Here is a 12,485-nt window from a genome sequence, read left to right as displayed (position 1 = left end):
ACCGGTTCCGATACGAAAATGGCCCGCTTGATGCGGGCCGTTTTTGTTTGGGCCGGAAGCTGCGACGGCTTGTTTCTCGGACGAATTTTACTGTTCGGTTGTCATCGCTACGGCGGACGGCCGTCGCCGCGAACAGGTCACACTGGTCGCGCTAGCTGAGATCGTGCAGATCCTTGCCGAGCGGCGGCTTCAGCGAAAATCCGCTGAACCTGACCGGCAATCCCTCGCGTTCCGGTGTGCAAGCCATTGGACCGACGAGACAGGATCGCGCCGCGGCGAACGGAGCCAGTCGGACGAGGGGCCAGGTCTTGCCGTCAGCCGAGGCCTGCAATCGCACAACGCCGTCGGCGACGGTGACGCGCATCCAGAAATCGCCGGCCTCGTGCTCATAGGGCGCTGTTGCCCAATCCGACTGCCCAATGGTCAAGACGCTCGAGAGCATCGCGCGCCCGTCCGAAAATTCGATTCCGGCTTTGATCCAATGCTCCGCATCGATACGCACCATGATGCCGGCTTGATCGTAGAGTTCCCGAAAATCGCTCTGGATGCGCAGCTCGGCGGTGAACGCCTCCGCGGTCGGAAAACCCAGAAAATGGCCGCTGTCGCGGCAGAAGCCGTAATGCGTTTTCTGCCAGAAATCGGTGGCCTTGTCGGTGACGAGCTCGAGGCTGTCGCCCTGCGCGGTCCACCGTTTTGGTTGGTTCAGCCAGACACCATCGTGTCTTGCGAAGATGGCAGCGCTCATGTCGAACCTCGGCTCGTAGCTCTTGCGAAACCGATAGCCTGACGGGGGAGCCGGTACCAGCAATCGTTGGTGGGATCTGTTCGAAAGAGCAAAGTTTGCCGGGGGTCTCTTCGCTCAAGCCATCCTCCACGCGAACCGCACGCCTTAGTGGAGAAGCGCCCTTCTTCGAGAGTTAGCCGGCGGTGGGTCCTCTAAATCCGCAATCACTGTCCCATCCGCTCCCACCGCAGACCGCTCCCGCGTGAGCAGGGTCACGGTCTGCGGTTTGGACTTCCCTTAGCGTCCTTCCCGGATGACCGGCACGGTGCGCGGTCATATCTTTTGGAGGACACAACATGAAAGTCTCCCGCATCACCCTGCTTGCTTTGGCCGCCGCCGCCAGCCTCGGCTTGGCGGCTCCCGCTTCCGCAACTGACTGGAGCTGGCTATCGAACAAGGACTACATCGCGTGCCTGCAACTCTACGCCTACGGCAATTTTCAGATGCCTCCGAACCTCTCGCCAGCTCAGCAAGCCGCCTACCATGAGAAGGGGCGCCAGTTCTGCAACCGGACCTACTACGGGCATAATTGATATGGCTATATCGGCTTCGACGCGGCCAGGCTATCGCCGGTCTCAGCCGCGTCGGACGCCCCGGTTGCTTCCAGCGGTCAAGCAGGTATCGTTGTGCGCTGTGTTGTCTGTAGCCGTTGCCGCCCACAGTTCGAACAGAGATTTGCTGGTTAAACGGGATGAGACGGCGGGATTTTCTTCGAGCTATGGGCCTGGCGGCGGCATGGCCGCCAGCGGCGCTGGCAGAGCAGGATGCATCCCGTCACGTGCCGACCGTCGGCTTCATGGGCTTTGCGACAGCGGAGGCTGATGCGCCGGCCCTGCAGCATTTTCGCAAGGGCCTGAACGATCTTGGCTATGTCGAAGGACGCACGATCTTCATCGATGCACGCGCGGCCAACGGCGACGTGGCGCGCGGGCTCGCGATCATCGACGAATTCGCGGCCAAGCCGGTCGATGTCCTGTTGTCGCCGGGTCCCGCTGCAGCGCGCGCGGCCGTGCGCAAGACCAGGATCCCGGTGGTCGCCGTGGCGCTGCCCGCCGTGCAGTCTGATCCGGACCTGTTCCAGAGCCTCGCGCGTCCCGGCGGCACCCTGACCGGCTTCGCAGCTTTCGGTGAACAGATGTCGTCCAAGCGGATCCAGATGTTGAGGGAGATCCTGCCCGAACTGAAAAAGTTGGGCGTGATGAACAACGCAACCGATCCCACGTTCAGCGCCTGGGGCGCGCAGACGATGCTGGAAGCACGCTCTGCCGGCATGGAGCCAATGCGTCTCGGCCTCACGGCTGCCTCGCAGGCAGCCGTGTCGGAGCAGATCAAGGTGTTGGCGGACGCGGGCGGTGCCGCAATGGTGGTGATCCGCGATTACATGACGTCGGCGATGCGGGACGAAATTTGCCAGGCCGGCATCGAGAGGAAGATTGCCGTCGTCGGCGAACAGGCCGAGTTCGCTCGCGCCGGCGCACTGCTCAGCTATGGCGCCGACATCGGCGACCTGTTTCGCCGTGCGGCCGGCTATGTCGATCTGATCCTGAAAGGGCGAAAGCCGGCAGAGATGCCGATCCAGCTGCCAACCAAATTCCAATTGGTCGTGAACCTCAAGACGGCCCGCGCATTGGGGCTGACGGTCCCACCCTCGATCCTCGTGCTGACGGATGATGTCATTGAGTAGTTCGTAGGATGGGTCGAGCTCTTGCGAAACCCATCACCTGATGGGCGAAGCTACCACCTGCAATCTTTGGTGGTATCCATGCGAGAGAACCAAGGAGGATGGGTTTCGCTTCGCTCAACCCATCCTCCGCGCTGCGCCTGCGATATGGATTGTTTCGGCACAAAATCCTATCATCCACGCGAACGAGGGGCACCGCGTGGAAAACAAGACCATCTCCCGCGAGCATTCCATCCTGGCGGTCGCGGACTTGCCCGCGACGCCCCGGCAACGTCGTGTGGTCCTCATCCTCGCCGTCGTGCAACTGGTCGCATTTGTCGTCGTAGCGCCGCTCGCGGAAATACCGCTTAAGCCGCTTCCGGCTTTCATCCCTTCGGTGCAAGCGGTCATGTTCGCCAATGATCTCATCACCGCTGTGCTGCTATTCGCGCAATATTCGATCACACGATCAACTGCGCTTCTGATATTGGCCAGCGGCTACGTCTTTACGGCGTTGATCGTCATCCCCCAGGCACTCACATTTCCGGGCGCTTTCGCGGAGGACGGCCTCTTGGGCGCGGGCCCTCAGAGCTCAACCTGGCTCTACATCTTCTGGCATATTGGCTCGCCGGCTTTCATGGCGGCCTACGGTTGGATCAAGGACCGCGATGGTCCTCACGCGAAGAAATATGGTTCCGCGGTGCCCGCGATTGGTTGGTGCGTGGCGCTTGTCGGCATTCTTGTGTGTGCCCTCACTTGGGTTGCCACCGCGGGGGAGCCATTTTTGCCCGCCGTCTTTGCCCCGGATCGCATCCACATGATCCCCACGCGGGCCGCGATTGCTTCCGCTGCGGAACTATCAGTCACTGTCGCCGCAATGGCAGTCCTCTGGATGCGCCGGCGCTCGATCCTCGATTACTGGCTCATCCTGGTTCTGGGTGGGATGGTGCCCGACAAGATACTTCCGATTTTCTTCAGCATTTCGCGTTGGACTCTCGGCTATTACGCAGGCCGGGCGTTCTTGCTCGCGACCTCGGTCTACGTTCTGGTGCGGCTGCTTGGCGAAACGACCAGGCTTTACGATCGATTGGCCCGCGCAAACATGCAGCTCCTGCGCGAGCACGACAACAAGCTCATGACCTTGCAAGCGGCGTTGGCGTCGATTTCGCATGAGATCAAGCAGCCGCTCAGCTCCGCCAGGCTCAACGCGGAGGCAGCACAAGCAATGTTTCAAGTTGATCCACCCGATCTCGAAGAGGTTCGACCCGCGTTGAATGACGTGGTCGCCGACGTCGATCGGGTGAATGAAATTCTGAACAATATACGTCAGCTCTTTGGGAGAGCTGGCACGGAGAAGACTCCGATCGATCTAAACGCCGCTGGGCATGCTGTATTGCAGCTTCTCCGCGAGGGCCTTGGACACATAGAAACAACCGTTGAATTCGACGGCAGATTGCCACGAATCATGGGTAACCGCATTCAACTTGAGGAAGTCATCGCTAATCTGATCCGCAACGCGATCGAGGCTATGGAAGCGGTCGAGCCCGCTCGTCGGACATTGAAATTGAAAACCAATACGGATGGCAGCGGAAACGCCATTTTGGAGATAGCCGACACGGGGCCTGGAATTGACCCAGAACGGTTGGAGGAGATATTCGACGCGTTCGTTACGACCAAAGCTAATGGCACAGGGTTGGGACTCGCCATCTGCCGCTCGATCGTCGAGAATCACAAGGGTACTCTTATCGCCTCGTCCGACGGCAAGCGTGGAGCGTCATTCCGAGTGATTCTACCCACCGTGCACATTGGTAGCTCGTAGGATGGGTTGAGCTTTTGCGAAACCCATCGCCTGACGGCCGGTACCCAAGCGATCGTTGGTGCGATCCGATCAGAAACGATTTTGATGGGCTTCGCTTCGCCCGACCCATCCTGCGCGTGACTGCGCCTCCGCATTCAGTCCGGAAAGCTCAGGATCATCTTGAGCAGCTTCGGAAATCGCGCGTTGATGTCTTCCTCGCGCAGGACGTTGCGGTGCTGGACGCCTTGCTTTGACGTCCGGACCAGGCCGGCCTCCCGCAGAATGCGAAAATGGTTCGAGAGCGTCGACTTCGCCATATCGGGGCAAGGCGCCGCCTCGGTGCACGACATGCAATCCTTCTGTGCGGCCAGGCTCTTGACGATACGCAGCCGCATGGGATCCGCGAGCGCGCCGAGCACCCCCGCCAGTGTGATCTCCTCCCGCGCCGGGTGAACGAACTGGGCCATGCCCAAAATATAGCACGTCCCTTGAATTGGTCCAATAGTTCACTAGTATTGAACTATTGAATATCGGCATCCCGCCGAACAATGGAACACATGCGATGACCAAGAGACTCGAAGGTAAAGTTGCCCTGGTGACCGGCGCATCCAAAGGCATAGGTGCCGAAATCTCCGCCCGGCTTGCGGCCGAGGGCGCGGCGGTTGCCGTCAATTACAGCTCCAGCAAGCAGGCCGCCGACCGCGTGGTCGCCGGCATCATCGCCAGGGGCGGCAAAGCCGTCGCGGTCCATGGCAATCTGGCCGACGCCAAGGACGTGAAGAACGTCGTCGCGGAGACCGTGAAGGCGTTCGGTGCGATCGACATCCTCGTCAACAACGCCGGCGTCTACGAGTTCGCCCCGCTCGAGGCCATCACGCCCGAGCATTTCCACAAGCATTTCGACCTCAATGTGCTTGGCCTGCTGCTGGTCTCGGGTGAAGCGGCGAAGCACTTCAACGCCAATGGCGGAAGCATCATCAACATCTCCTCCGGCGTATCGACCATTACACCGCCAAACACCGCCGTTTACACCGCGACCAAAGCCTCGGTGGATGCGATCACCGCCGTGCTGTCGAAGGAGCTCGCGCCGCGCAAGATTCGCGTCAACGCCGTCAATCCCGGCATGATCGCAACCGAAGGCGTCGTGTCGGCGGGGCTGCACGAGGGCGACATGCGCAACTGGATCGAATCCGCCACCCCGCTCGGCCGCATCGGCAAGGTCGAGGAGATCGCCGCCGCGGTGGCCTTCTTCGCATCGGACGATTCGTCCTACGTCACCGGCGAGACACTTCACGTCACCGGCGGGCTTCGCTAGCGAGCAAAGCTGCCCCGGCGGCCCAGGATGGCTTTCGCTCTTGCGAAACCCATCGCCTGACGGGCGGAGCCAGCGTCCGCAATCGTGGCTCGATCGAGCCCGGTCGCCGCTCCAGCGATCCTCGGTGGTTCGACAAGAAAGCGGGCCGGCAACATACCGGCCCGCGCCTTGATGTCTTCCAACACACCGCCGACCGGGGGCGATCAGCTCGCCTGAGGCGGCAATCGCGCTCGCCGCCGGTTTGCCCGACGGGCAGAACGATTTTTGTAAGATATGCAAGGGTTTAGCTACTGTGCATGGGGTTGTTCCGGGCTTTGCGCGCGCTGCCGACGCATGTGACGACAAAGTCCCTTGCGCGGCCACCAAGGTCGGCTACCGTTGGCGCTCTAACCGCAGGGTTAGGTGACCTTTTGATTGATCTTTTTTAGCATCCGATTTCGCCGGCGCCGCGATGGCGCGACGCCTACCTGACGAGGCGGGGGCCATGAGCATACGGGATCAGGCAGCACTGTTGGCGCCGGTCGAGCGCGACTTGCGGCTCGACCTCTTCCGCGGCATCGGCCTGTGGATGATCTTCCTCGATCACATCCCGCACGACGTCGTGGCCTGGCTGACGCTGCGCAATTACGGCTTCAGCGACGCCGCCGAGTTCTTCGTCTTCATCTCCGGCTATCTGGTTGGCTGGATCTACGGGCCGATCATCGCCGGCGGCTGGTTCCTTGCCGCGCTGAAACGTCTGTGGCGGCGGACGGCGGAAATGTATGTCGCCCACATCATGCTGTTCCTGCTGTTCACGGCGCAGATCGCCCGCACCGCCCGCCGCTTCGACAATCCGATGTACGAGCACGAGTTCAACGTCTTCAATTTCCTGGCGCATCCGGACGAGTTGATCGGGCAGGCGATCCTGCTCAAATACAAGCCGGTCAATCTCGACGTGCTGCCGCTCTACATCACGCTGATATTTGCCTCGCCCTTCATCGTCTGGTGCCTGGTGCGCCTGCCGAACCTGACGCTTGCGGGGTCCGTGGCGCTCTACGTGCTGTCGCGCTGGTTCGACTGGAACGTTGCCTCCTACCCGCCGGGCACGACCTGGTATTTCAATCCGTTCTGCTGGCAGCTGATGTTCGTGTTCGCCGCCTGGTGCGGCATCGGCCAGATTGAGAAGATCAGCCAGTGGGTATGGTCGAGGGCCGCAATGACGCTGGCCGCGGCCTGGCTCGTCTTCGCCTTCATCATCGTGATGACCTGGCACATCCCCGCGCTCGAGGCCATGATCCCGAAATGGATGATCAAGGCGATCTACCCGATCGACAAGACCGACCTCGACTTGCTGCGCTTCACGCATTTCCTGGCGCTGGGGATCTGGGTGACGCATTTCCTGCCGCGCCATTGGAAAGCGCTGCATACCTCCTGGCTGCGTCCGATCATCCTCTGCGGCCAGCACTCACTGCCGATCTTCTGTCTCGGCGTGTTCCTGTCGTTCTCCGCGCACTGGATCCTGACGCAATACACCAAGGGCGTCTGGGAGCAGCTCGCGGTCTCTTTCCTCGGCATCATCATCATGATCGTCGTCGCCTGGCTGCTCGATCGGGCCGAGCGTGTGCCGAACCTCTTCGTGAAAGTGTCGGAAGTCGAAGAGCCCCAAACCGCCGCCGTCGAGATCGTGCCTGCTGCAACCGCCGCCGCGCCGGCGCGCCGCTGAGGGGAGAGGTCCATGTCCAGACGTTTGCTTGCGATCGCCGGTATCCTCCTGCTCCTCGTTGGCCGCGCTTCCGCGCAAGCGCCGTCGCCCGAGGCGATGAATGCGGCGCGCAAGCTCGTGGTCACGCTGAAGATCGCCGATCAATACCGCGCGCAGCTGCCGCAGCTGCTGCTCAAGCTGCGGCCGGTGGTGACGCAGGAAAGGCCGGAGATCGAGCGCGACTATGACGCGATGACGGCGCCGGGTGCCGAGATCTTCCCCCCGCTCTTCAACGCGATGGTCGACCAGATCGCCGCCGTCTATGCCGCAAGCTTCACCCCGGACGAGCTGCGCCAGATCGAGGCGTTCTACGCCCAGCCGGCCGGACAAAAATTCCTGGCGCAATCCGATGCGCTGGCGCAGGCGAGCGCGCAGATCGCTCAGGATGTCAGCCAGAAGGCCGGTGACCAATTGAAGCAGCGCCTGATCGAGGCGCTGCGCCAGAAGGGACACAAGCTGTAAGCGCCCTCAGTGGATCGCCGCGTACATGATCTTCTCCTCCGTCGCTTCCAGCGCGGAGAACTCTTCCACCACCTTGCCCTGGCGCGACACCAGGATGCGGTCGGACAGCGCCATGATCTCGGGCAGATAGGACGAGATCACCACCACCGCCTTGCCCTCGTCAGCGAGCCGGTTGATCAACTCGTGGATCTCGACGATGGCGCCGACATCGACGCCGCGGGTCGGCTCGTCGAAGATGATCAAGTCGGGCTCCTGCACCAGCGACTTCGCGATCACCACCTTCTGCTGATTGCCGCCCGACAGTTCGACCACCTTGACCTGATCGCCGATGGCGCGAACCTTGAGCTTCTCGATCCAGGACTTGCCGACCGCATCCGTCTCCCGCCGCGACAGCATCATCCGGCCCCGCGGAAACTTCGACAACAGGCCGAGATAGATGTTGCGCGCGATCGAAGACGTCTCGAAGAAGCCCTCGACCTTGCGGTCCTCCGTGACATAGGCGATGCCAGCCTTCACCGCCGGCGCCGGCACGCGGTAGCGCACCGGCTGGTCGTGCAGCAGGATCTCGCCGCCATGGAAGAAGTCGCGCTTGAGCACGCCGGCGACGATCTTGAAGGTTTCGGTGCGGCCTGCACCAACGAGGCCGAACACGCCGGTAATTTGACCAGCGAACACCGACAGCGAATTGTTCTTCACCATTGGTGCCATCTTTAAATTCTGCACCGTGAGCACGCGCGCGCCGGCCGGGCGCACGCTGTTCTTGCGTGCGCCGTAGAGGGTGTTGGAGAGGTCGCGTCCGACCATGGCTTGCACGATGGCGGCGCGATCGAACTTGGCGACATCGTCGGTGACCACATGCTTGCCGTCGCGCAGCACCGTGATGCGGTCGGCGAGCAGCAGCGCTTCTTCAAGCGCATGCGAAATGAAGACGATCGAGACGCCGCGCTTCTTGAGGTCGCGGACAAGGTCGAAGAAATATTTCTTTTCTTCCGGGGTCAGCGATGCGGTCGGCTCATCGAAGATGATGACCTTGGCACGGTGCAGCACCGCGCGCGCAATCTCGACCATCTGCTTCTTGGCCGCGCCAAGGCCGCTGACGGTGGCGGTCGGCGTCACGTCGAAATTGAGCGATTGCAGGAACTGCTGCGCGGCGATGTAGATCCCCCGCAGGCGGTTGTAAAACTTCTCCTGCCCCAGAAACAGGTTTTGCGCCACCGTCATGGTCGGCACCAGGCTGTTCTCCTGGAACACCATGGCGATGCCGAGATTGCGCGCCTCAAGCGGTGTCTTCGGCGCGACCTCGGCGCCGTCGACTGTCATGGTCCCCGAGGTCAGCGTCACCACGCCCGCCATCACCTTGGTGAGGGTCGACTTGCCGGCACCGTTCTCGCCGACAAGTGCATGGATCTCACCGCGGCGCAGATCGAAGTCGACCCCGTCGATGGCGGGCACGCCGGCATAGAGCTTTGTTGCCTCGCGCAGCGAGAGTGCGATGTCGCTCATGTCCGAAACTCCTCGGCAAGGCCGGCAATGGGCAGCCTCAAAATGCGGCCCGGTCCCTTGGCGATCAGCACGAGATCGCTGCCCATCTCGACGGCCGCGACGACGCCGTGATTGATGCCGTCGACCCGGCTGTGCAGCGAATAGAGCGGCTGGCCGTCGGCATCGAGACGGATGACGAGGCCATAGGAACGCGGCGGCGCCCACGGCTTGATGACGCCCATGGTCTTGATGTGCGCGCCCTGCATTGGCTCCTTGAACGAGCGCCCGGAACGCAGCCGCGGTGCAACCCAGTGCTCGGGTGCGATCTCGGCCATCATGCGGCGCCGATAGCCGGGTTCGCGCAGCACGAACTCGACAAGCTGGGTCCGCGCGGTGAAGGCGGTGAGCCAGTAGCCTCCGCCCGAGGCTTTCGACAGCCGTGATGGATAGACGGGCAGGTGAGCGAGCACGATCTTCGGCGATGCACCTGGCGAGACAAGAACGAGGCGATGGCGCCAGCTCTCGCTGACCAGCATGGCGTTACCATGCGCGCAGGCACCGAAGGCATAGCCGAGGCTTTGGGCCAATCGCGTCACGGTCCTGCTGCCGGGATCGAGCCGGTACACGCGGCCGCTGCGGTTGAGCTCCAGCAGGTCACGTGCCCAATCGTCGACACTGCATGTTGCAGAGCCGTCTGTCGCAATCAGCGCACTGTCCTCCGCCAGCGCGAGTGCATTGATCGCATTGAACGCGGTATCGGCAAAGCTTACGCTCGGCTGCTCGGCCGAGGGGCTTTCGTAGACGCGGACCTCACGCCCACCGAGCGCGACGGCGAGGCCGCCACAGGGCAGGGCACAGAGTGCGGAGATTGGCTGCTCGAAGCGGCGCAATTCAGAGGCCGAGCCGCCGTCCAGCGACAACAGCCTTCGTCCGTCTGCAATAAAGAGCTTGTTGCCGTCAGCGGCAAGATCCGCAGGTGACTCGCAGGTCAGCAAGGTTTCGGCCGATTCCAGCTTCTGGTTCGGCTTCAACGCGCCGTCGAAGGACGGCACGGTGATGGTGGCGTCGCCGCGTCCGAGAAAGCGGTTGGCGAAGTCTCTGACGGCCGCGATCACGACTGCTTCCCCCACCTTTTGTCATACTGAACGAAGTTCGGATCGGCGTTGTCGAGCTTGTAACGGCCGATCCGGTTGTTGAGGATGCCGCCGAGATAGAGGTAGCCGCGATGCTCGCGCATCGAGGTGATCATCGGATGGTTCTCGCCGTGCAAATCCCAGAACGATTCGAGGATCCTGCCCTGCTCATTGAATTTAACCACGCAGCCGGTGTTAATGTTGGGAAACAGCCACTCATCGACTGGTACGCGCTTGGCCATGCGGCGGCGGAAGCCCGGCATCTTCCAGGCGAGGTCGAGCGAGGGGCTGCGCATGCCGACCAGCGCCAGCCAGTAATTGCCGTCCGAGGCGAGGTTGATGTTGTCGGGGTATCCAGGCAGATTGTCCATGACGACCTCGACCGCGCCTTTCTTCGGCCCGGCGAACCAATAACGCTTGATCGAGCAGCCGAAGGTCTCGGCGAACAGGATCGACTGGCCGTCGCTGGCGACGCAGATGCCGTTGGGGAATTTGAGTCCGCGCAGCTCGGTACGGGTTGTGCCGGTCTTGGTATCGTAGCAGATGATGCGGCCATTGCCGCGCGCCTCTAAGCCATCGATGGGCCATTCGTCCATCTCGTAACGGACCGTCGCTTCGGAGAAGAAGATCAGGCCATCCTCTGTGATGTCGAGGTCGTCGGCGAGGCGCAGGCGGCTGTCGTCGTTGACCGAGCGTAGGCTGCGGTTGGTCTCGTCGGTCGCCTTTTCCACGGTGCGGTCAGGCTTGATGCGATAGAGCCCCATGCCGCCGATGCAGACATAGAGATTGTCCTCGCGGTCGAAGGCCATGCCGAGTGGCTGGCCGCCGATATGAGCGAACACTTCCATCTTTTGGTAGTCGGGCGCGAGGAAGCGCATGATGTCGCCGTGGCGGGAGCCGGCATAGAGATTGTCATGGCGATCGAGGATGACGTCTTCCGGCGCCTCGATGCGGCCAAGGCCGATCGCCTCGACATCACGGAGCTTGTCGTTCTGCTCAAATGGGCCGCCTTGCCCGATCTCGGTCGGTGGTGGAGGCGGCAATTCGTGATAAGTCGGGGCGACATAGACCTTGCTGATGATGCGGGTCCGGTTCTTCTGCCAGCGGATGTCGACCATGGCGGCGACAAGCAGGATGCCCGCGAGTGCCATGCGATTGACGCCGCCGCGTGCGTTCATCGTCGTCAGGCCATTTGTGATCAGCAGCACGATCAGCACACCCACTGCCGATTTGGCGACCGAGCCCTTGCCGCCGCCGAGCGTGATGCCGCCGAGCACGGTCGCGGTCAGCACGATCACCTCCAGGCCGACGCCGATGTCGCCGCCGACGGTGCCGAGCCGGGAGGCGAAGAAAAGCGCGCCGACGCTGGTCAGCGCGCCGCTTGCGACGTAGCAGAGCGCGATGGTGCGGCGAACCGGAATGCCCGAATTGTAGGCCGAGCGGCGCGAGCCGCCGATCGCGGTGATGTGCCAGCCCGGGCGCAGCCGCGTCATGAAGATGTGGCCGAAGATCGCGATGACGATATAGGCGAGTGCCACGGTGGGAATGCCCAAGACAGAGCCGGAGCCGATGAAGTCCCAGGACGGGATGTCGGGGAAGGCAGAGGCGATCGCGTTGGAGTAGCGCTGGATCAAAAGGTCATAGGCCGAGCGGTAGATGATCAGCGTGATCAGCGTGGTGATGAAGGCGCGGAGTCGCAGATATCCGACCAGAATGCCGTTGACGGCGCCAAGCAGCGCGCCGCACAGCAGCGTAGCGATCACAACGGCCGGAACCGGCCAGCCCGCGACGTCGAGCAGATAGAGCGCGCAGAAATCGGTCAGTGCGAAGATCGACCCGACGGAGAGGTCGATGCCGCCGACGATGACCACCAGGGCAAGCCCGAGCGCAATGAAGCCGATCTCGCCGGCCTGGCGCGCGGTGTCGGCGAGGCTCGCCGGCGACAGGAAGTTGTCGATGGACCGGCTGAACGCAAAGCCGACGATCAGGAGCAGGATGACCGGGATGGCTGTCTCGGTCCATCGCTTGGACAGGATTTCTCCGAGAAGATGATCAGGCCAGTAGCGGTAACGCAGGCTTGTGATTGTGTCGCGCATCGGCATTCCAGCAG

Annotated in this window: 11 protein-coding genes; 6 read left to right on the top strand and 5 right to left on the bottom strand. The window is 62.2% G+C overall.

Features of this window, described 5'->3' with window-relative positions; all coding sequences use genetic code 11:
* Positions 1–151: 151 nt before the first annotated feature.
* Entirely contained in the window at positions 152–745 is a 594-nt protein-coding gene (locus XH98_RS08390) for a DUF1349 domain-containing protein (protein ID WP_271599159.1), read from the bottom strand.
* A 335-nt stretch (positions 746–1,080) separates the two neighbouring features.
* Here XH98_RS08390 and XH98_RS08385 point away from each other — a divergent pair, with 335 nt between their 5' ends.
* From XH98_RS08385 to XH98_RS08375, 3 genes are all read left to right on the top strand, one after another.
* The gene (locus XH98_RS08385; protein ID WP_271599160.1) at positions 1,081–1,317 is read left to right on the top strand and encodes a hypothetical protein; all 237 of its coding nucleotides are present in this window, start codon (positions 1,081–1,083) and stop codon (positions 1,315–1,317) included.
* Between the two features lie 185 nt (positions 1,318–1,502).
* Positions 1,503–2,468 carry an ABC transporter substrate-binding protein gene (locus tag XH98_RS08380; RefSeq protein ID WP_271618340.1) on the top strand — a complete coding sequence of 322 codons (966 nt, stop codon included), beginning with the start codon at positions 1,503–1,505 and terminating at the stop codon, positions 2,466–2,468.
* A 196-nt stretch (positions 2,469–2,664) separates the two neighbouring features.
* Entirely contained in the window at positions 2,665–4,263 is a 1,599-nt protein-coding gene (locus XH98_RS08375; RefSeq protein ID WP_271618339.1) for an MASE4 domain-containing protein, read from the top strand.
* Between the two features lie 134 nt (positions 4,264–4,397).
* Here the strand turns inward: XH98_RS08375 and XH98_RS08370 are convergent, their stop codons facing one another.
* Positions 4,398–4,709: an ArsR/SmtB family transcription factor gene (locus tag XH98_RS08370; RefSeq protein ID WP_057746303.1), complete on the bottom strand. Its 312-nt coding sequence runs from the start codon at positions 4,707–4,709 to the stop codon at positions 4,398–4,400.
* A 95-nt stretch (positions 4,710–4,804) separates the two neighbouring features.
* Between XH98_RS08370 and XH98_RS08365 the strand changes: the two genes are divergently transcribed.
* The 3 genes from XH98_RS08365 (at position 4,805) to XH98_RS08355 (ending at position 7,760) form a co-directional block, all read left to right on the top strand.
* Positions 4,805–5,557 carry an SDR family NAD(P)-dependent oxidoreductase gene (locus XH98_RS08365; protein WP_271618338.1) on the top strand — a complete coding sequence of 251 codons (753 nt, stop codon included), beginning with the start codon at positions 4,805–4,807 and terminating at the stop codon, positions 5,555–5,557.
* Between the two features lie 484 nt (positions 5,558–6,041).
* Positions 6,042–7,259 carry an OpgC domain-containing protein gene (locus tag XH98_RS08360; protein WP_271618337.1) on the top strand — a complete coding sequence of 406 codons (1,218 nt, stop codon included), beginning with the start codon at positions 6,042–6,044 and terminating at the stop codon, positions 7,257–7,259.
* Between the two features lie 12 nt (positions 7,260–7,271).
* Complete coding sequence (locus XH98_RS08355) at positions 7,272–7,760, top strand: DUF2059 domain-containing protein (RefSeq protein ID WP_271599165.1); 489 nt, start codon at positions 7,272–7,274, stop codon at positions 7,758–7,760.
* A 6-nt stretch (positions 7,761–7,766) separates the two neighbouring features.
* Here the strand turns inward: XH98_RS08355 and XH98_RS08350 are convergent, their stop codons facing one another.
* From XH98_RS08350 to XH98_RS08340, 3 genes are read right to left on the bottom strand one after another with little or no spacing between them, the layout of a single operon-like run.
* A complete protein-coding gene (locus tag XH98_RS08350; RefSeq protein ID WP_271599166.1) occupies positions 7,767–9,263 on the bottom strand; it encodes a sugar ABC transporter ATP-binding protein in 1,497 nt (498 codons plus the stop codon).
* Positions 9,260–10,357 (bottom strand): hypothetical protein, encoded by a 1,098-nt coding sequence (locus XH98_RS08345; protein WP_271618336.1) that lies wholly within the window; start codon positions 10,355–10,357, stop codon positions 9,260–9,262. Before XH98_RS08345 ends, XH98_RS08350 begins: the two co-directional genes overlap by 4 nt.
* Positions 10,354–12,477, bottom strand: a complete 2,124-nt coding sequence (locus tag XH98_RS08340; RefSeq protein ID WP_271599168.1) for an ABC transporter permease — start codon at positions 12,475–12,477, stop codon at positions 10,354–10,356. Before XH98_RS08340 ends, XH98_RS08345 begins: the two co-directional genes overlap by 4 nt.
* Between the last annotated feature and the right edge of the window lie 8 nt (positions 12,478–12,485).

Source organism: Bradyrhizobium sp. CCBAU 51745 (assembly GCF_028128715.1).
Lineage (GTDB): Bacteria > Pseudomonadota > Alphaproteobacteria > Rhizobiales > Xanthobacteraceae > Bradyrhizobium > Bradyrhizobium manausense.
Note: the sequence above shows the minus strand (reverse complement) of the source record. Positions and strands in the feature narration are given on the sequence as shown.

Coding starts and splice junctions, on each gene's coding strand:
- XH98_RS08390 (WP_271599159.1), bottom strand. CDS start 745: ATGAGCGCTGCCATCTTCGCAAGACACGATGGTGTCTGGCTGAACCAA.
- XH98_RS08385 (WP_271599160.1), top strand. CDS start 1,081: ATGAAAGTCTCCCGCATCACCCTGCTTGCTTTGGCCGCCGCCGCCAGC.
- XH98_RS08380 (WP_271618340.1), top strand. CDS start 1,503: ATGGGCCTGGCGGCGGCATGGCCGCCAGCGGCGCTGGCAGAGCAGGAT.
- XH98_RS08370 (WP_057746303.1), bottom strand. CDS start 4,709: ATGGCCCAGTTCGTTCACCCGGCGCGGGAGGAGATCACACTGGCGGGG.
- XH98_RS08365 (WP_271618338.1), top strand. CDS start 4,805: ATGACCAAGAGACTCGAAGGTAAAGTTGCCCTGGTGACCGGCGCATCC.
- XH98_RS08360 (WP_271618337.1), top strand. CDS start 6,042: ATGAGCATACGGGATCAGGCAGCACTGTTGGCGCCGGTCGAGCGCGAC.
- XH98_RS08355 (WP_271599165.1), top strand. CDS start 7,272: ATGTCCAGACGTTTGCTTGCGATCGCCGGTATCCTCCTGCTCCTCGTT.
- XH98_RS08350 (WP_271599166.1), bottom strand. CDS start 9,263: ATGAGCGACATCGCACTCTCGCTGCGCGAGGCAACAAAGCTCTATGCC.
- XH98_RS08340 (WP_271599168.1), bottom strand. CDS start 12,477: ATGCCGATGCGCGACACAATCACAAGCCTGCGTTACCGCTACTGGCCT.